At 71.7% G+C, this 19422-nt stretch carries 12 protein-coding genes, 1 tRNA gene and 2 pseudogenes; 4 read left to right on the top strand and 11 right to left on the bottom strand.

Translation table 11 applies throughout. The features are described from left to right. Positions 1–29 precede the first annotated feature (29 nt). From CIK06_RS18935 to CIK06_RS18885, 11 genes and pseudogenes are all read right to left on the bottom strand, one after another. A pseudogene (locus tag CIK06_RS18935) lies at positions 30–260 on the bottom strand (hypothetical protein); the annotation flags it as partial. A 148-nt stretch (positions 261–408) separates the two neighbouring features. Then, a complete protein-coding gene (locus CIK06_RS18930; protein WP_095565950.1) occupies positions 409–1257 on the bottom strand; it encodes an ABC transporter permease in 849 nt (282 codons plus the stop codon). Then, positions 1254–2213, bottom strand: a complete 960-nt coding sequence (locus tag CIK06_RS18925; protein WP_095565949.1) for an ATP-binding cassette domain-containing protein — start codon at positions 2211–2213, stop codon at positions 1254–1256. Before CIK06_RS18925 ends, CIK06_RS18930 begins: the two co-directional genes overlap by 4 nt. A gap of 26 nt (positions 2214–2239) precedes the next feature. Beyond that, entirely contained in the window at positions 2240–3079 is an 840-nt protein-coding gene (locus tag CIK06_RS18920) for a DUF4097 family beta strand repeat-containing protein (protein WP_095565948.1), read from the bottom strand. Between the two features lie 73 nt (positions 3080–3152). Continuing rightward, positions 3153–3341: a hypothetical protein gene (locus tag CIK06_RS31410; protein ID WP_232533727.1), complete on the bottom strand. Its 189-nt coding sequence runs from the start codon at positions 3339–3341 to the stop codon at positions 3153–3155. A gap of 960 nt (positions 3342–4301) precedes the next feature. Further along, positions 4302–6659 (bottom strand): annotated as a pseudogene (locus CIK06_RS18910) (transglutaminaseTgpA domain-containing protein). 1 nt (position 6660) lies between these two features. Further along, a complete protein-coding gene (locus CIK06_RS18905; protein ID WP_095565947.1) occupies positions 6661–7920 on the bottom strand; it encodes a DUF58 domain-containing protein in 1260 nt (419 codons plus the stop codon). Positions 7921–7936: 16 nt separating this feature from the next. Then, positions 7937–8935: a MoxR family ATPase gene (locus CIK06_RS18900; protein WP_095567951.1), complete on the bottom strand. Its 999-nt coding sequence runs from the start codon at positions 8933–8935 to the stop codon at positions 7937–7939. Positions 8936–9141: 206 nt separating this feature from the next. Continuing rightward, the gene (locus CIK06_RS18895; RefSeq protein ID WP_232534336.1) at positions 9142–11790 is read right to left on the bottom strand and encodes a fibronectin type III domain-containing protein; all 2649 of its coding nucleotides are present in this window, start codon (positions 11788–11790) and stop codon (positions 9142–9144) included. A 252-nt stretch (positions 11791–12042) separates the two neighbouring features. After that, positions 12043–13362, bottom strand: a complete 1320-nt coding sequence (locus CIK06_RS18890) for a tetratricopeptide repeat protein (RefSeq protein WP_232533724.1) — start codon at positions 13360–13362, stop codon at positions 12043–12045. Between the two features lie 54 nt (positions 13363–13416). After that, positions 13417–13821, bottom strand: coding sequence for a RidA family protein (locus CIK06_RS18885; RefSeq protein WP_095565945.1), 405 nt, complete (start codon positions 13819–13821; stop codon positions 13417–13419). A 167-nt stretch (positions 13822–13988) separates the two neighbouring features. Between CIK06_RS18885 and CIK06_RS18880 the strand changes: the two genes are divergently transcribed. The 4 genes from CIK06_RS18880 to CIK06_RS18865 all read left to right on the top strand — a co-directional run bounded on the left by CIK06_RS18880 (position 13989) and on the right by CIK06_RS18865 (position 19420). Then, positions 13989–14072, top strand: a tRNA-Leu gene (locus tag CIK06_RS18880). 489 nt (positions 14073–14561) lie between these two features. Further along, positions 14562–15740 (top strand): site-specific integrase, encoded by a 1179-nt coding sequence (locus CIK06_RS18875; protein WP_232533723.1) that lies wholly within the window; start codon positions 14562–14564, stop codon positions 15738–15740. 321 nt (positions 15741–16061) lie between these two features. Next, positions 16062–18215: an AAA domain-containing protein gene (locus CIK06_RS18870; RefSeq protein WP_157756858.1), complete on the top strand. Its 2154-nt coding sequence runs from the start codon at positions 16062–16064 to the stop codon at positions 18213–18215. Next, positions 18212–19420 carry an aminotransferase class I/II-fold pyridoxal phosphate-dependent enzyme gene (locus tag CIK06_RS18865; RefSeq protein ID WP_095565943.1) on the top strand — a complete coding sequence of 403 codons (1209 nt, stop codon included), beginning with the start codon at positions 18212–18214 and terminating at the stop codon, positions 19418–19420. The genes CIK06_RS18870 and CIK06_RS18865 overlap by 4 nt, the downstream gene beginning before the upstream one ends. The last annotated feature ends 2 nt before the right edge of the window (positions 19421–19422 follow it).

Below are 19422 nucleotides of genomic sequence, written 5' to 3'. Positions count from 1 at the left end.
GTCGCGGTTGCCACGCCACGGCCGGAAACGTGCTGCGCGACCCGGTAGCCGAGTTCCGCGCTGTGATCGTCGATGTTGTAGAGGTTGAACCTGCCGAGGACGGAGTCGCCCCGAGCGAGGAGCACATAGAAGGCGCACCCGCCGGCCTTCTGCTCATCCAGCAACGCGTCGTACCCGTCGCTGAGCTGGTCGAAGAAAAAGTGTTGCTCTGCCAGGGAAACGAGCTGGATACGAGGGGTCCGCAGCGTCGCCTGAGCCATGAAGGACGCGGTGGCGCCTCTGCGAGGTGCGGATCAGGCAAACTTCCCGCGTCGTCACGGCCGGGCGGTCGTGCACGTTCGGACGGTTGTCCGGTCAGCGCGGCGCAGGTCGGGAGGCATCGAGCTGAACTGAGGTTCGCAGGAGCGGTCACCCCTGAGCGGTGGCGGGCTCGCGGTTGAACAGCCGCCTCGACCAGAGGTACCCGCCCACCGCGATGACGACACACCAGGCGAGCGCGATCCACGCGCTGTTGCCGATCGGCGTGCCGGTGAGCAGCCCGCGCAGGGTGTCGATGATCGGGGTGAACGGCTGGTGCTCGGCGAACCAGCGCAGACCGCCCGGCATCGAATCGGTGGGCACGAACCCGCTGCCGAAGAAGGGCAGCAGGATCAGCGGCATCGGCAGGTTGCTCGCGGTCTCGACGCTGTTGCTCAGTTGACCGAGCGCGACGCACAGCCAGACCAGTGCGAACGTCACCGCCAGCAGCAGGCCGGCCGTGGCCAGCCAGGCGTCCAGCCCGGCGGTGGGGCGGAAGCCGACCAGCAGCGCCACGCCGATCACGAACACCAGGCCGAGTGTGGCCTGGATCATGCTGCCCAGGACGTGCCCGGTCAGCACCGAGACGCGGGCGATGTGCATCGTGCGGAACCGGGCGATGATCCCCTCGGTCATGTCCATGGCGATCGAGATCGCGGTTCCCTGAACCGTGGCCGTGATGGTCATCAGGATGATCGCCGGGACCACGTAGTTGACGTACTCCGCCCGCCCGCCGGCCGCGCCGAGGTGCGGCGTACCGCCGATCCCGGCGCCCAGCGTGCCGCCGAGGACGTAGACGAACAACAGCAGGATGACCACGGGCATCCCCACGAGCGTCACGGTCATCGACGGGTATCGCAGCATCCGGCGCAGGTTGCGGCGCAGCATCGTCGCCGAGTCGCGCAGCGGGTGGAACCGGAGGCTCACCGTGGTTGCCGCGGTGCTGGTCGGGGTGCTCATCGGAGGGTCACCTTCCGGTCGTGGGGGTCGCCGGTGAGGGCGAGGAAGACGTCGTCGAGGTCGGGGGTGTGCACGGACAACTCGTCGACCTCGACGGCCTGGTCGTCCAGCCGGCCGACCAGGGTCCGCAGCGCGCGCAGGCTGCCGTCGTTGGGCACCCGGAGGGTGAGCGGGTCGCCGTCGTGGGACGCCGCACCGAGTACGCGCAGGGCCGTGTCGAGGGACCCCGGGTCGGCGAACCGCAGGCGCACGTGCCCGCCGGGGATGCGGCGCTTCAGCTCCTGCGCGGTCCCCTCGGCGACCACCCGACCGTCGTGCAGGACGGCGATCCGGTCGGCCAGCTGGTCGGCCTCCTCCAGGTACTGCGTGGTCAGGAAGATGGTGACGCCGCCGGCCACCAGATCCCGGATGATCTGCCACATGTTCCGTCGGCTGCGCGGGTCCAGGCCGGTGGTCGGTTCGTCCAGGAAGATCAGCTGCGGGTCGCCGACCAGCGTCATGGCCAGGTCGAGCCGCCGGCGCATGCCCCCCGAGTACGTCGACGCCGGCTTGCCGGCCGAATCGGCCAGGTCGAACCGCGCCAGCAGCGTACGGGCGCGTCGCCGGCCCTCGGCCCGGCCGAGGTGCCGCAGGTCCGCCATCAGCAGCAGGTTCTCCTCGCCGGTGAGCAGGTTGTCCACCGCGGAGAACTGGCCGGTCACGCCGATCGCGGCGCGCACCGCGTCGGGCTCCCGGGCGAGGTCGTGCCCGGCCACCCGGACGTCGCCGGCGTCGGCGCGGATCAGGGTGGACAGGATCCGCACCGCGGTGGTCTTCCCGGCACCGTTCGCGCCCAGCAGCGCGAAGACCGTGCCCTGCCGTACGTGCAGATCGAGGCCGTCGAGTACGACCTGGTCGCCGAACGATTTCCGTAGCCCGGTCGCGGCGATCGCCGTCCGGGTTGGTCCGCTGGTCATGGGTCCTCTTTCGGGATGGGGGTGGGTCAGGAGCGGCGGACGGCGATGTCGCCGTAGGAGGTGCGGCCGCGTACCTCGACGGTCTCGTCGCTCGTCTCCGGCGTGGCGGCGTTGTCCAGCAGGTTGCGCACGTGTCCGAACCCGGTGTGCACGTCGAGCCAGGCGGCGGTGCCCTCGGCGATGCCGATCTCCAGGTCGCCGGCGGCGGTGCCGAGCGCGACGGAGCCGCGGGCAACCTCGGCGATCCGGATGTTGCCGTTTGCGGTCTTCGCGTCCACACCGGCGCCGGCCCGCTCGATGGTGACCGCGCCGTTGGCGTTGCGTACCCGCGCGTCGCCGGTGACGCTGTCGATCGTGGTGTCACCGTTGGAGTTCTTGACCACGGCGGCGCCCTCGACCTCGCCGATCTGGATCTTGCCGGTACCGGTGGAGACCTCGGCGTCGCCGGCGACGCCGTCGATGGTGACGTGGCCGGCGCCGGTGTGCAGCCGCAGCGCTCCGGTCCGTTCCAGCCAGATGTTGCCGGTGGTCCTGATCCGGCACTCGCCGAGCCGGCCCGTGCTGCGCACGTCGCCCATCAGCAGGTGGGCGGCAAGTCGGGAGTCGCTCGGGAGTTCGATGGAGATGTCCACCGAGCGGCTCTTCCTGGAAAAGTCGAAGGCGCGCCGCGGGCCGGTGATCTGGAGCGCGCCGTTGGTGCAGTCGACCCGTACCTGCGCGGCGGCCTGCACGTCGGACTCGTCGGCGTCGTCGGTCGGCCGGACCTCGACAACCGTGTCGGCCCGGTCGCTCGCGGCGATCCGCAGGCGGGCGACCCCGAGTTCGAGGGTGACGGAGATCGGTTCGGGCGTGTCGAAAGAAGGCATGGTGGTCTCCCGGTCGGGTGTGGAATGGGCGTCCCCGCAGGTCGGGGACGGGTGGCGGAAGTGCCGGGTGAGGTCAGCGCACCCAGCCGGTGAGGCGCTGCTTGGCCCGCTTGCCGCTGCCGCGCGGCTGGTCGCGCTGGTCGTGCCGGTCCCGCTGGGTCGGCTGTACGGCGGCGGCCGCCGCTCGGACCAGCCAGGCGTTGACCGAGCGTCCCTCCTGGGCGGCGGCCTCCTCGACGGCGGCCTTGAGCTGCTCGGGCATGCGGACGTTGATCCGCGCGGCGGGTCCGTCGTCGGTGAACAGCAGTTCGGCATCCGGCCCCCGTCCGGCCGGTGCCTCCCCGCCGGACGTGGTGCCGGCGGCCCCGCCGGCGGGGTGCCGGTCGCGAACCCGGCGTCGCCGGGCGCGGAGCCGGGGGAGTCGCCGGCCGCGAGGGCGTCGGCGGCGGGCGCGGTCACGATGAAGTCCGGATCGCGTCCGCGCAGGCGTACCTGCACCGAGCCCGGCGCCAGGTCCCGGGTGATCTCGTCGGCGGCGGCCGAGAGCGCGTCCAGCAGGGTCATCCGGATCGCCGATTCGAGCGAGCCGGCCAGGCGTTCGACCAGCGCACGCGCCTCCGTACCGCCGGTCTCGGCAAGGGCGGCGAACTCGCGTCCGAGGTTCTGCACGTGCGGGTTCAGGTCCATGGTGCCATCCTGGCACATGGGTGGCACCACAACAAGTCGTATTGGCTCAGGATGGCATCACTGTGGCGTCGTCTGTGGCCGGCGTGGATGTGCGGATGATCGGGTCGCTGCGCCGCGTGTTCGTGGTGGCCGCGGCTTGTCTCGTGTTCCTTGAAGTACTGGCGGCTCGTACCCAGGTCCGGGCAGTCGCGCGGGCCGGACACGGCATGCTGTGCACCGCCCGGGTGGCACTGTTCGCTCATCTCCAACGCGTGCCCATGCAGTACCACGAACACAGCCGCCCGGGCCGGCTGGTGGCCAGCCTGACCGGTTGGCGCAGGCTGACCTGCGCCGCACGATCGCCTACGTACCGCAGGAGGGGTACCTTTTCACCGGATCCGTCGGGGACAACATCCGGTGGGGACCGAGCCGTGCAGGAGGCCACCCGCCTGCTGCGGCTCGGGCGTACCACGATCATCGTCACCCACGATCTTCTGGCCGGCGGCGGGCGGCCGGATTCGGGGCCATCTTGGTCGGCTCAGTGGCGGCGGTTGGCTCAGTGGCGGCGGCGCAGCGGACCGGGATGCGCCGACCACCACAGCCGGCGCCACCACGGCCTCCGGTCGCGCAGCGCCGTCGCGTACGCGACCGCGTCCGCGGCGGCCTGCCGCGCCGCGGCCTCGTCGGCGGCGTCCGGGGCGAAGGCGTTGCGGTTCACCAGGTCGGCCAGCCGGGTGATGTCCGGGCCGGCCGGTTCGGCGACCGTCCGGGCGTGCCGGGCCACCTCGCTGGCCGCCAGATTCGGTCCCGGTGGCTGGCCCGCCAGCCGGAGCGCATCGATCACCTCCTGCCAGGCGCCGGCGATGCGCTGCGCGGGGCTGCCCTGGGCCAGCCGTCGGCGCCGTTCGGCGCGGCGCAGCAGCACCAGCGTCAGCGCCGCGGCAACGACCAGCACCAGCACGCCACCCGCGCCGCCCCCGGCCAGCAACGGTCCCGGTACGCCCCGGTCCGGCGCCGCATCCACCGGACCCGCGGTGGCCGCCGGGGTCGGCACGTCGCTCGGCGGGGTGTCCTGCGGCGTCGGCGGCGGATCCGCCGGCCTGGGCTTGAAGTCCTCCTCCACCGCCCGCGACTGGGTGTCCGGGCGGGGCAGCGGGTCGAACGCCACCCAGCCCAGCCCCTCGAACAACACCTCCGGCCAGGCGTACGCGTCGCCGGCCCGCACCGGGCCGTCGCCGGTGCGCGACGAGAAGCCCACCACCACCCGGGTGGGCAGCCCCATCATCCGGCCCAGCACCGCGTACGCGGCGGCGAACTGCTCGGAGGTGCCGCGCTGCCCGCCCGCGTTGCGCGGACCGAACAGGAAGAACGTCAGATTCGGGTACGCGTGCCCGCTCGGCGCGTCGGACACCAGCCGGTAGTGCTCGGCCAGGAAGTCCTGCACCGTGATCGCCCGGCTGTACGGGGCACCGTTGTCCTCGGCGAGCTGTGCGGCCAGCGCCTGAAGCTGCTCCGGGGCGCCGTCCGGCACCCGCAGCGCCCGGGCCACCTCGTCCCCGGCCGGTACGTCCGCCACGGCCAGGGCGTTCGGATCGGGCCGCTCCAGCGCGGACACCACCTCGTACCGTACCCCCGGGGTCAGACCCTCCGGCCGGATCAGCGTCCCACTGGCCGGGTCGTACGCCACCCGGGCGCCGGTGACCTGCTCGGGGGTTGCCACGGCCGGCAGCAGTTGGCCGCTGAGCCCGGTGACGGTGATCCGCTGCCGGACGGTCTCGACGGTGGTGTCCGGGTCGAGCGGGGCGGCCGGCAGGATCCGGCCGGCGTTGCGGTAGGTGGCGCCGACCCGCCAGGTCACCCCGTCGTAGTCGCTCAGCACGGCGAGCCGGACCGGCAACTCGGCGCCGCCGCCGGTGTCCGGCTCCGGGTCGCCGCCGGTGTCCGGCCCCGCACCGCCGTCGGCATCCGGCCCCGGATCGCCGTCGCCGTCGGCGGGCTCCGGATCGCCGCCGGTGCCGTCCGGGGACCGTGCACCCGGGTCGCCCGGCTCATCCGGGTCAGCCCCGGTACGCGGCCGGCGCTCGCTGCTGAGCTGGAACAGTTCCTGATCCGGGTGCAGCGCCCAGCCGGAGATCCTGATCAGCGGGCTCTCGTCCAGGCTGTCCACGGTGGGCGGTTGGACGTACCGGCGCGGGTCGACCGGGTCACCGCTGCCACGCCCGGCGATCACCGGCGCCACGGCCGCGGCCAACCCGACCACCACCGCCAGCCCGGCCGCCGTGCTCGCCAGCAGGCGCAGCCGCAGCGCCGAGCGTACCGCCGCATCCAGCCCCGCCGCCGGATCGGCCGCACCCCGCGGTCCCAGCCCGGACACCGCGAGCCCCAGCGCGGCCGCCGCCGCGAACCCCACGCTCGGCCAGATCGCCCGTTCGGCGTTCGGCCCCACCACGTACAGCACGCCCGCGTAGAACATCGCCGCCGGCAGGTAGCTGAGCAGGATCCGTCCCGCGCGCAGCGCCACCTCGGTGCCGGCGAGCCCGGCCAGCCAGGCCACCGTCAGGGCACGATCACCGTGTCCGGCGCGGGCTGCACCGGGATCAGCGCGGTCAGCAGCCGGGGGATGCCGTTCCCGATCGCGTCCAGCGCCACCGCCGGCAGTTCACCGCGGGTGCCGGCGTGCCGGCCGGCCCACCACATCCCGAACGTGGCGTAACCGACCAGGCCGAGCACCGACAGGGGCGCCACCAGCCAGGACGGCAGCCGGCGCGCGGCGACACCGACCAGTACCGAGCCGGCCGCCGCGCCGGTCACCAGCCCGGTCACCAACCCGCCGGCGTACACCCGGCCGAGCACCACCCCGGCCAGGCCGATCAGCACCACCAGTACGGCCGGCACGGTGAGCACCCGCAGCCACCTCACCACCGCCGCACCCCGTCCCACTCGGCGGCGAACTCGGCGCCGTCGCCGGCGGCGATCACCACCACGCCGGGTCCGCCGGCCGGCGGCGGGTCACCGGCCTCGAAGATCCCGACCACCACCGACGGGTACGTCCCGCGCAGCGCGCCGACCCGGCCGAGGTCGTCCCTTGCGCCCGGCCCGGTGAGGAACACCAGGGTGTCGCCCAGCCGGTCCTGCCGCAGCCGGTTGGTCGCGGCGGCCAGCTCGTCGACCCGCGCCCGGCCCGGACGCAGGGTGACCGCGGCGAGCCGGTCGAGGAAACTCCCGCCGCCGGTGCCGCCGGTGCCGCCGGTGCCGCCGGTGCCGCCGGTGCCGCCGGTGCCGCCGGTGCCGCCGGGGTGGGCGGTGCCGTCGGGGTGGGCGGGGTCGGGGGCGCTGTCCGGATCGGTGTCGGCGACCAGCAGCAGGCCCACCGGCAGGCCCTCCCGATGGGCGGCGGTCAGCACCGAGGCGGCGGCCTCACACGCCGACTCGAACGCCTCGGCCACCCCGTCGACCACCTCGGGGTACGCCCCGGCCCGGTCGTCCAACAGCACCACCAGCCGCGGCAGACTGGTGTCCACGTACTCCCGCACCATCAGCTCGCCGATCCGGGCACTGGTCCGCCAGTGCACCCGGCGCAACTCGTCGCCGACGACGTACTCCCGCAGCGTGTCGAAGGTGATCGACCCGTGCGGCACCCGGTCCTGCCGGCCGTCCAGGCTGCGGCTGATCCCCGCGGGCACCGCCCCGATCGGATGCACCCGCGGATGCACCCACACCTGCGCGGCGTCGCCGGTGGATCGGGCGATGGCCAGCAGGCCGAGCGCGTCCCGGGCGGTGATCCGCAGCGGACCCACCGGCACCACACCCCGGCGGGAGGTCGGCACCGGGTAGCTGACCGTGGTGTCCCGGCCGGGACGCAGCCGCAGCAGCGGTACCGGCACCGCGCGGCCCCCGCACCGGTCCTCGGCCACCAGGCTCGCCGCCCGCAGCCGTCCCCGGTTACGCACGGTCAGGGTCATGGCGGCCGGCTCGCCCCGGCCCACCCGGTCCGGGTCGGCCACCCGGTCGACCGCCAACCGCGGCCGGCCGAGCACGGTGGCGAGGCCGCAGGCCAGCGCGACGGCGGCGGCCACGCCCAGCACGACCAACTCGGGGTAGGCGAACCGGACGCCCGCCACCAGCAGTACGCCGGCCGCCGCGAGCAGCCCGATCCCGCGCGAGGTGATGCCCATGCTCCGCTCCGTCGACTCAGCCGGCGGTCACGGCCGCGGGCTGCCCGGACGGCAGCGGCACCGGCACCGAGGCGACCGACTCGGCCAGCACCTGCGCGGCGGTCACCCCCCGCATCTGCGCCTCGGGGGTGAGCAGGATGCGGTGCGCGAAGACCGGCTCGGCCAGCCGCTTGAGATCCTCCGGCATGATCCAACCGCGGCCGTCCGCGAGCGCGTACGCGCAGGCCGCCCGGGTCAGCGCGATCACACCCCGCGGGCTGACCCCGACCCGCACCTGCGGGTGCGCGCGGGTCGCCGCGGCCAGCCGCACGGCGTACGTGTAGAGCGGTTCCGCGATGTGCACCCGGCGGGCCAACTGGACCATCTGGCCGATCATCGCGGTGTCGGTGACCGCCTCCAGCGCGTCGGGGGAGCGCAGCGTGGCGCCGCGCAGCACCTCCACCTCGACCGCCTCCTCCGGGTAGCCCACCGACAGCTTCACCAGGAACCGGTCCAGCTGCGCCTCCGGCAGCCGGTACGTGCCGTCCATCTCGACCGGGTTCTGGGTCGCCACCACCAGGAACGGCTGCGGCACCGGGTGCCGCACCCCGTCCACGGTGACCGTGCGCTCCTCCATCACCTCCAGCAGCGCCGACTGGGTCTTCGGCGACGCCCGGTTGATCTCGTCGGCGATCACGATGTTCGCGAACACCGGCCCCGGATGGAACTCGAAGCTGCGGGAAGCCTGGTTGAAAATGGTCACCCCGGACACGTCCGCCGGCAGCAGGTCGGGGGTGAACTGGATCCGCCGCCACTGCCCGTGTACCGTCGCCGCGATCGCCCGGGCCAGGGTCGTCTTGCCCACCCCCGGTACGTCCTCCAGCAGCACGTGCCCCTGCGCGAACAGGGCGGTGAGCGCCAGCCGCACCACCTCGGGCTTGCCCAGCACCACCGAGCCGATGGCGTGCGCCAGCCGGGTGGCGACGGTCGCGAAGCCCTGCACCTCGCGCGAGGTCAGGGGTTCGGTGCCGGTCACGATCGTGCTCCTTGCCTCGTGCTGCTCGGTGCCGCCGGCCGACCCTGCCGCCGCGGTGGGCACGGCCGGTCGGCCTGCGGTCGGGCCGCGGTCGACCGGCGGTCGGCCCGCGTCGGCCCGCGTCGCCTACGGTCGGCGCGCGGTCGGCCACGGCGCGCGCACCGGCCGCCCGCCGGGCCGGAACGCGCCGCCTGCCCGCCGTGCGATCAGCAGGTGGGCAGGACGTTGAGGTCGTCCCCACCGTCCAGGTTGAGCCACGCCCACGGGATGTAGTTGCGGCCCTTGTAGTCGACCTGGACCCACCAGGTGCTGCGCTTCTCGTTGTTGTAGATGTAGGCGTACACCTCTTCGCCGGACTTGCGACAGTACGACTTCAGCCGGGTCCCCGGCTTGGCCCAGCCGACCTGCTCGCTGTTCACCTGCCGGGTGCCACTGAAGATCTCGTTACCGTTGCGCTCGTTCGGCCGGTCCGAGTCGCAGTACGTCTTCTGGTCGCCGGACGACCCGTTGTTGCAGGTCGCCGTCCCGTACAGCACGTCGGTGGCCTGGGTGCGGGTCGCCGTGCCGGTGCCGGCCGCGTTGCGCGCCGTCACCGTGAACGTGTACGACGTCCCCGGCGCCAGACCGGTCGCCTTGATGCTGGAACAGCCGCCGGAGACCGCGGACTCGCCCTTCGGGGTGAGCGTGCAGGTCGCCTTCCCGCCACCGGCGTCCACCGTGAACGTCACCGTCGCGCTTGTCACACCCGCCGAACTACCCGTGACCGTCACCTTCGGCGGGGCGACCGTGCGGGCCGTGGCGCTGGACACCGCGCCGGCGCCGGCCTCGTTGACCGCGTGCACCTTCACCGTCACGTTCTGCCCGTCACCCAGCCCGGTCAACGTCGTCGACGTACCCGTCACCTCGACCTTCCGTCCGGCCGCCTCGACCACGTACCTGCTGATCGGCCGGCCGTTGTCCACCGCCGGCGACCAGACCACCGAGATCGCGCCCGCCTCGCCGGCCACCGTCCGGGCGGTCAACCCGGCCGGCGCGGCCGGCGTCGAGAACGGCACCACCGTGTCGCTCACCGGCGAGGCCTTGGACCCGGCCCCCTTCTCGTTCACCGCCACGACCGTGAACGCGTACTGGGTGCCGTACTCCAACTCGCCGGCCCGGATCACCAGCTCCGTCTTCTTCGAGTCGCCCACCGGCGCGGTCGTACCGGCCGAAACCGAGGTCACCGCGTACTTGGTGATGTCGTAGCCCTGGCCGTTCGCCGCCGGCCAGCGCACCAGCACCGTGCCGTCCGGCCGCGCCTGCGCCGTCACGCTCTCCGGCGCATCCGGCACCTCCGAGGTCGGCACCACCGGGTTGCTCGTCCGGTCCGGCCCGGCGCCCTTGCCGTTGACCGCGTGCACCTTGAACCGGTAGGTCTTTCCGTTGGTCAGGCCGGTGAACTCCACCGACCGCTGGTTGGCGCCGACCTCGACGCTGCGACCGGCGCCGGTCACCACGTACCGGATGATTGTCGAACCGTTGGCCGCGGCCGGCCGCCAGCTCACCCGGGCCTGCGCGTTGCCCGCGGACGCCGTCACGCTGCGCGGCGCGCTCGGGCGGCTCACCACCGGCTTCTTCGGCGGCGGAGGTGGCGGCGGCGCCGGCGGCGGGTCGCCACCCAGGATGTCGTTGGCGTACTTGTCCACCTTGCTCACCGTGCGCCGGTCATCCACCACCCGGGCGATCGCCGAGGTCGGCGAGTTGATGAACAGGTGATTCTCCCGGACCTCCAGCTCCAGCACACCCGGCGTGTCCCGAGAGTCGATCTTGTCGACCACCTGCCCGTCGACATCCAACGCCCAGATCATCCCGTTCGCCGGGTCCGCGACGTAGTAGAGACCCGCCCAGGCCACCGCCGGCTGCAACGCGGCCCCCTCGCCCGGCACCGCGAACCGCTTCGTCGCCCCGGCCTGGTCGACCACCACCACGTCCCGGCTGTCCGGCACCGTCACCGGCACCGTCGTACCGCTGGTCCGCCCCGGCATCGCCCCGGCCCCGGCCAGTTGCAGAGGCACCGTGCGCTGCTCCGCGCCGCGCACCGTACTGAGCGCACCCACCGTCCGGTCCAGCACCGCCACGCCGTCATCCAGGGTGGAGACCGCCAGGTCGTGACTCGGCGGAGCCACCGTCACCGTCTTCACCAGCTTGGGACCCACCCCGGCCGCCCCCGCGCCGCCATCCGACGCCGGCGCCGACGGCAGCGCCGCCGGCGTGATCGCAGTGACGGTGCCCTGACTCGGCACGCCCACCCACAGCCGACCCGCACCGTCGAAGGTGCCGCCGGTGATGCCCGGCGGGAAGTTCACCGGCTCGCCGACCGGCTGCAACGAACGGGGATCGAGCTGCCGCACCACGCCCTGCACGGCGTCCACCACGAACGCCCCGGCCGGATCCAACGCCACCGAGACACCCAGCCCCGCCGTCGTCGGCGTACCCGCCATCACCTGCAACGTCGCCAGGTCCAGCGAGCTGACCTGACCGGTGTTCAGGTCCCGCAGCAGCAACATCCGGTCGGTCTGCACCACCTGCATGGTGTGCCCCTGCGCCTGCGCCACCTGGGTGCGGGTGTCCACCTTGGCGGTCACGCCGTTCACCCGGGCCAGCTCGCCCCGGGTGGTGCTCCACAGCCACGAACTCGCGTCGTAGCTGGCCACCGCGTTGTCGGCGGCACCGAGGCCGAGCACCGTCAGCCCGAGCCCGGCGACCAGCGCGGCGACCGTACCGATCGTGACCAGGCCGCCCGGGACCCGCCGGCGTCGCCGCCCGTCGCCGCCCGGCGGCTGCGCCGCGCCGCCCCCGCTGTCCGTGGTGCCGATGCCTGTGGTGACCACAGCCGGCCGCCTCCCCACCCCGTTTGTGACCGTGCCGCGCGATGACTCGTCCATGCCCTGCTCAGGACAGAACGGGTGACATCATATGGCCGGGCCGACAGCCGGGGAAACCCGTGCCGTAGTGCCTGTGGACACTCACCGTGGCGGTTGTGGACAACCGACAGCGTGGCCGGACGACCGCGGGTAGCATGCCTGTCGCCGGGCGGACAGCGGACCGGTCCGGCATCCGACAGTCGGTCAACGCGGCGTGGCCGAGGACCGCCTCGTGCAAACCTGACTCGCCGTCGCGTACGAGTCGGTGCCGTACACCGCCAGCACCGTGAAACAGTAGTCGACCTCCGGGCTCAACCCGTTCACCGTGTAACTCGTCCGGCCGGCATCCACCGAGGCCAGCGCGCCGAGATTCTGCCCCGACCGGCCACCGGCCACGATGAACGGCACCGTCCCCGCGCTCGGGTCCGTCCAGCTCACCGTGATCGTGGTCCGGCCATCACGCAGCCGCAGATCCCGCGGCGGCGGGCCGGACACCGGACCCTCGGTCGCCCCGCCGCTCGGGCCCGGCGGCCCCGGCTCGGACCCGTCGCTGAGCACGATCACCGCGACCACCCCCGCGGCCGCGATCGCCACCGCCGCGGCGGCCACCGCGACCGCCGCGGCCACCCAACTGCGGCCGCCGCGCTCCGGCGCCGGAGGACCCGGGTACGCCCCGGTCCCGGTCGCCGGCGGGTACCCCACGTGTTCGGCCTGCGGCTGGTATCCCACCTGCGTGGCCTGCTGGTGTCCCGCCTGCGCGGCCTGGGGTTGGTGTCCTGCCTGCGCGAACGGTGGTGGTTGGGGACCCGGGTCCTGGTACGCCGCCGGTCGGTCCACTGACGGGTACGCCGTCGGTTCGGTGACCGGCTCGGGCGGCCGGCGGTCCGAACGCCGGAACGGATCATCCACCGGACCGGAGGGCCGGGACGGCGGCGTCGAGATCGGCGAGGGCACCGGGGCGGCCGGTGGCGCGTACCCCGGTCCGCTCGTCGGGGCGTACCCGGAATGGTCGGTCGGGGCGTACCCGGCATCGGTGGTCGGCGCGTACCCCGGTCCGCCGGCCGGCGGGACGTCGGCGGCCGGCGCGCCCGGCGCGGACCCGGCGCCCAGGTAGGCGCGGGCGGACCGCACCGCCGGATGGTCCGCCCCCCAGACGGCCGGGCCGTGCGTCGCGACCCGGGCAAAATTCTTCCGGGCCTCGTGCCGATTGCCCAGTTCCTCCGCCACGCCGCCCAACTCGTGCGAGATCGTCAGCAGCACCGGATGATCGTCACCCCACCGGCGCTGGCCCTCGGCCAGCGCCTCCTCCAACACCCGCCGCGCCGCCGCCGGATCATCGGCCCGGCGGTGCAGCTGCGCCAGCAGGTGCGCGGTGGCCAGCAGATCCGGATGATCCGGCCCGTACGCCGGCCGGGCGGCGGCGATGGCCTGCGCCAGCAGCCGGCGGGCACCCACCAGGTCACCGGCATCCCGCAGCGCGTTCGCGTCCTGCTGGACCCGGGAAAGGTTCGGGGGCTGGGGCACCCCGCCATGCTGCCCGGCCGACGCCGGACACGCCAGCCCGCCCGGCGGCCACAATCAGTCGGGTAGCACGGCCGTGACGTCCAGCTCCACCAGCTGACCGGGATAACCCAGCTGGGCCACGCCCACCAGCGTGCTGGCCGTGCTGAAGGCGGCCGACAGCGGCGACGCGGTCAGCCGCTGCCACGCCGAGACCAACGCCGACCGGTCGGCCGAGGCGACGTAGATCACCGTACGCACCACATGCTCCGGACCGGCACCCACCGAACGCAGCGTGACCAGGGTGTTCGCCACGACCTGATCGACCTGGAGCACCAGGTCACCCGCCCCGACCAGGTCGCCGGACGGGTCGAGCGGACACTGCCCGGCCAGGTACGCGGTACGACCCGCCGGTACCACCGTGACATGGTGGTAACCGGGAGTGGCGTGCAGCCCTTCGGGGTTGCTCCGAGAGATCGTCATGTCCGGCATGCTGCCCGGAACCGCCCGGCATCGCCCGTGATTTCCGCTGCCACGGGCGGCTGTGCATGATCGTTGAGCGGCGTGTACAGTAATGCCCCGAGCGGCCCACCCGGGCGGCCGATGGACGGCGCAGTCGTCCCGGTCTGACGGGCGAGGCCGACACCCAGGTCCGGGTGGCGGAATGGCAGACGCGCTAGCTTGAGGTGCTAGTGCCCGTATAGGGCGTGGGGGTTCAAGTCCCCCCTCGGACACCGGTTTTGGTGGAGTTCCACCAGGCATGAACCAGATTCGATTCCGTGGTGGTATCGGGCCCGCATACCTGCGATAACACCTGATCCTGGGCATCGGCGGGCTGTGCGTCGCGGCCGGCGCGTAGCGGTGTTTTCGCGGTTGGGCTGGTCATGACACGATCTGGCCGCGACCGTGAGCAGCTCATCGGTGTGCTGATTCCGGCACCGCTTCCCGGCAGACTGCGACCCCGTCCGGCGCCGCTTCCGGCGCTTCCTGCACCAGATTCGGCAGCCGACGTTTCTCCGGACTCGGTGGTGATCGGTGTGGCGCGTGCGGACCGATCCGGTCGAGTGACCGAACGGGGCCTGTTGGACGCGCTGGGCTGGCCGGCGGGCCACCGTATCGACATCTACCCACAGCGGGGAATGCTGGTGATCGCGTCAGCGTCATCCGGACGACATGTGGTGGGTAGCCGAGGGGAACTGCCGTTACCGGCCAGCGTCCGGCACATGTGCGGGATCCTGCCGGGGCAGCCGCTGCTGCTCGCCGCGCTCGCCTCCCATGGTTTGCTGGTGATCCATCCGGCCAGTAGCGTCGCGCGACTGCTGGCCGACCTGCACACCCAGGTGATCGGGGTCGTCGTGTCAGCTGATCCCGCCCGGGTCGCTACTGCCCGGCAGATGCTGGCCCATCTGGGCGTTACCCTCGCCGATCTGCAGGCCGAGCCTGGTCCGGGTCTGCCGACGCTGGCCGAGTACCTGCCGCAGGTTGTCGCCGCGGCCGGGCCGGGCAGCCGGCGCACGTATGGCACCTACTGGCAGCGGATGGCCGCCGTGTGGGGTGACCGTCGGTTGGATGCGGTCGCGGCCAGCGACATCGAGGCCATGCAGCGGCAGGCCGCAGCGACCGCCCGGTCACGGCGTAACAGCCGCAGTGGCCGGCATGCGGGTGAGCTGGTGATCGCTGCTGCCCGCGCGATCTATAACCGGGCTATCGCCGATGGGCTTATCGACGCCGCTGCCAGCCCTGCCCATCGGGTGGTCAAGCCCCGCCGACTACCGAGCACCCGCCGCGCCCTGACCCCCGACGAACTGGAGGAGATCAACCTTGCCGCTCGTACCAGCGGCAATGACGTCATCCTCGACGCTCTGCTGCTGCGTCTGCATACCGAGACCGCCTGCCGCCGTGGCGGCGCACTCGGGCTACGACTGACCGACCTGAACACCGACCGCGGGCTGGTGCGACTGACCGAGAAGGGCGCCACCCTGCGCTGGCAACCCATCACCCTCGACCTGGCCGCCCACCTCGACGACCACGCCCGCGCCCGCGGCGCAGTCCTGCCCAGCGATCGGCTTTTGCGTTACCGCAACGGTCGGCCGATCACCAGCCGCCGCTACGACCACCTGTGGAAACGCATCGGCGAACAGCTGCCGTGGGTGACCGCCCAGGGCATCTCCACCCACTGGCTACGCCACACCACCCTGACCTGGGTAGAACGCCACTACGGCTACGGCATCGCCCGCGCCTACGCCGGACACACCGACTCCACCGGCCCAGCCACCACCACCTACATCAAAGCCGACCTACAAGCCGTCGCCACCGCACTGGCCGCCATGACCGGCCAACCACACCCACTCGCTACGACGGAAGCCGCTTTCGATGCCTGGCCGGCGACCGCCCGTCACTAAGTGGCCACCATCCGGATGGCGGTGATGTGGTAGGTGGGGGAGCGGTCCGCGGGCATCCTGCCGTACCAGGCGACGGCTTCGGTCGAGTGGCTGTAGCGGAGGGTGGCAGCGATCTCGTCGGAGCCCACATTCTCCTAGGATGCTTAGGCGGTGGGCTCCACGTCTCATGCCGGCTGGCCGTAGGTGTCGTTCTTCCGGCAGACAGTTGCGCCCTGTAGTTGCCTACACGCATCCTGTTGGGCTGGGCGAGCCCGAGGAGGCGTAGTGCCGGACCCTGTGTCCCCGACAAGTCCTACCGTCAGACGACTGACCCAAGGCCTCGTGGCACACCTGCTCGCGCAGGTCAGAAACAGCGAGCGGCCGGAGCGCGATGCCATCGATGACTCCAACACCTACTGGTTCCATAGGCCGCCTCAAGAGAAGGCAACTGCTCGCGGACCAGTCGTCATGCAGGTCGCGTACCCTCCACCACCTGAACCACCCGTACCCTCGATAGAGCTGCGGGGCCTGCTCGACACCACGGAATACGGCAACGCTGACGGACCGCCACCCCAGCTCACGGGACTTGACCAGCGGCCGTCGGCCACTGCTCCAGCCGTATCCGATTCTGTGCAACGGGCATACGAGGCATGGCTCGCCGTGTGGACGAAGTGGGCCGAACGCGAGCGCAGCATGAGGGAGCAGCGCGCGACCTACACCTACTTGGAGCTACTTCGGCGACAGTCACAGCAACGCGGCGATGCCGAGGAGCTCGTGCTTGGTGTCGGTCTCCTCACTTCCAGCACCGAGGGTCGTTGGACGATTCGCCGGCACCTCCTGATTTGGAGTGCGACGATCATTGAGGATCCGGCTACGGACAGCTTGCAGATCGCCTTGTCCTTCGACCAGCGGATGAAGATTGAGGACCAGGACTTCCTGACGTCTCACGAGGGGTACCGCGCCAAACGTTTCGAAGCGCCCTGGTTCGACGCCGACGCCCTGTTGCATCCCTTCTCTCCGGAGGTGGTGCGCCTTCTGCAGCAGTGGCGGCGCCGTTGCTGGGACCAAGCCCTCCTGCCTGGCGACGATCAGTGGGAGCCACCGCTCCTCGATGAGGCAGACACGACCCGGCTGACCCTCGCCCCAGCTCTATTCCTGCGCCGCCGGGACCGCAAGGGGCTGGAGCGGGTCTACCGCACCATCGCCGACAGCCTTGAGGGTGCAGACGCTCCTACCCCCATTGGATTGGCACAGCTGGTGACCCCGATCGAGACATCGCAGCGTCACAACTGGCGCGGGGGCGCCGACCGTGAGCGTCCTGTTAGCAGCGACGACCCGCTGTTCCCTCTCTCCAGTAATCGAGAGCAGCGCAGGGTGCTGGCCAAGCTCAACGACGACACCACCGTCGTCGTGCAGGGCCCACCAGGCACGGGCAAGACACACACGATCGCCAACCTCATCTGCGCGCTGCTCGCCGACGGCCAGCGGCTGCTCATCACCAGCCAGAAGGATCAAGCGCTGCGCGTGCTCCGCGAAAAGCTACCCGAGTCGGTAAGGCAACTGTGCGTGCTGATGACCGGCATGCAACGGACCGGCACAGACGAACTCGACCGCAGTATCACCGCCCTTTCGGAGCTGCCTTCCACGCTGACCGTCGACGAGCTACGCAAGGACATCACCCAACTTCGGAAACAGCGCGCGGATCCCAAGACTCGGCTCGATCAGGCCATCCTCGATCTGAGCGTGATCCGCGAACAGGAGTACACGGTGCACCGGCCGATCGCCGATCGCTACGGCGGCACGCTGGCGCAGATCGTCGAACAACTCAACGCCGGCCGGGATCAGTACGACTGGATTGAGCCCCTACCCGCCGGCACTTCCGGCGACCTGTCCCTGTCGAACGACCAGGCCCAGCAGCTATGGCAGCTTCTCACCTCCGCCACACCACAACGCGCCGCACGAGCCCAGCAACTGATCCCCGACTCCGGCCAGGTCCCGCGCGGCCACGACGTCGCCGACATGATCGCCACCATCGCTCACGCCGAGCAGATCCTCGGCGCCGACCACACCACCACTGCGTGGTCACTCGCCACCCTCGACGATCCCGCCCTCACCGAGATCCAACGGCACGTCGGGGTCGCCACGGACGCTCTGGCGGCCTGCGGCCTACCCGACACCATCACCGACTGGGACCCCGCAGACTGGCGCCGCCGTGCCGCCGAAGCGCTCCTGGCCCGACATAACCTCGCCTACTGGGAGGCACTATTCGCCGAACTGCGTGGCGACGACGCTGAGGGCGTGATCGACCGGTGGGCTGGTGTCGGGGTGCGGACGTTGCCGTCGAGCATGACATCAGTCGTCGCCCCCACGTCCGCCGGTGCTGCGATACTCTCCGCCGTCCTTTCGTGCACCTTGAACCCAACGATGCCGTTTCGAGGTGGCCGCCGAAGGTTAGGAATCGCGCGGGAAGGTAGCCCACTGGAGTTTCGCGCATGACCGACCACGAGCACCTGACCGAGCAGGAGATGCAGGCGGCCAACACCGCACGATTCGATTTCGGGGCGGGCTACCCGTTTCTGCCCGTGCCGCGCGAGACGCAGGTTCTCTACGCCCAGCCGGACATGTCCCTGCGCAGCCTGACTATGCCTCCCACCTTAACGGCGGACGAGGTGCAGGCAATTGACGAACGCCTGGATGCATCCGTTCGTTCCACCCTCGGGATACCAGCCAACTCCGAGCTCTCGGTGTCGCCGACGTTCAGCGGTGGAGTCGCGCTCGATCGGGCCTTCGCGGCTGCCATGAGAATGGTCGACGGGCAGAATTCGCCCCTCGTGCACGCCGTCGCCACGACACCTTCCATCGACATCCTCCGTCTCTTCCTCGAAGAACGCGGGCCGCGCCTGAATCTGCATTTCGTTGAAAGCCGGAACGGTCAGCTAGGGTGGCTGGATGAAGATGCGATCATCGATATAGTGCATGCCGTTCGGCGGGTCGGACGCAACGACGGGATAGTCGTCATCCTGACCTCTCCGGAGAATCCCACGGGCGAGTTTTGGCGCGAGGACGCTCTGCGTGGAATAGGTGCGGCCTGCGCAGGGGCCGGCGCGGTCCTGATCGTCGACCATGCTTTCCTGACGGCCGGTGTCCACGTCGGGCGGCGAGAGATCCCCCGAGCCTGGAGCGCGCTCGGCGTGGGTGGTGACTGGATATCGACGTGGGACACGGGCAAGACCTTCGGTCTGAACGAGGACAAGCTGGGATTCGTCATCTCCGGTTCAAGGCGGGCCGCAGCCGCCGTCGACCAGGCACTGAGCATCATGCAGTTCGACGTGTCCCGCCGGCAGAAAATGTTCTTCGGAGAACTGCTCAGCGGCGGCAGGCACACCGGATACGTGACGACCCTGGCGGAGGTTTGCCGCACGAACCTGGACACGGCCCTGCGCCTCAGCGCCGACGCCCCCCTGACGGTGCGGGCTCCCCGCGCTGGATCGGTCCTGCTGGTACGGCTGAACGGCCACGGCCCGGACGACGACGAGGTACGCCGATACCTTCTCTCCCACGGCGTGGGGGTGATATCCGGCAACGTATTCTTCCACACCGGCTGGCGGCCGAGGGATCTCCTCCGGATCGCGCTCGCGCGGGATCCCGCGTACTTCGCGGAGGGGTTCGAAGCGATGGTGGACCTCCTCCGAGCGCTGTGAGC

This window comes from Plantactinospora sp. KBS50 (assembly GCF_002285795.1).
Taxonomy (GTDB): domain Bacteria; phylum Actinomycetota; class Actinomycetes; order Mycobacteriales; family Micromonosporaceae; genus KBS50.
This window is presented reverse-complemented; position numbering and strand designations above follow the sequence as displayed.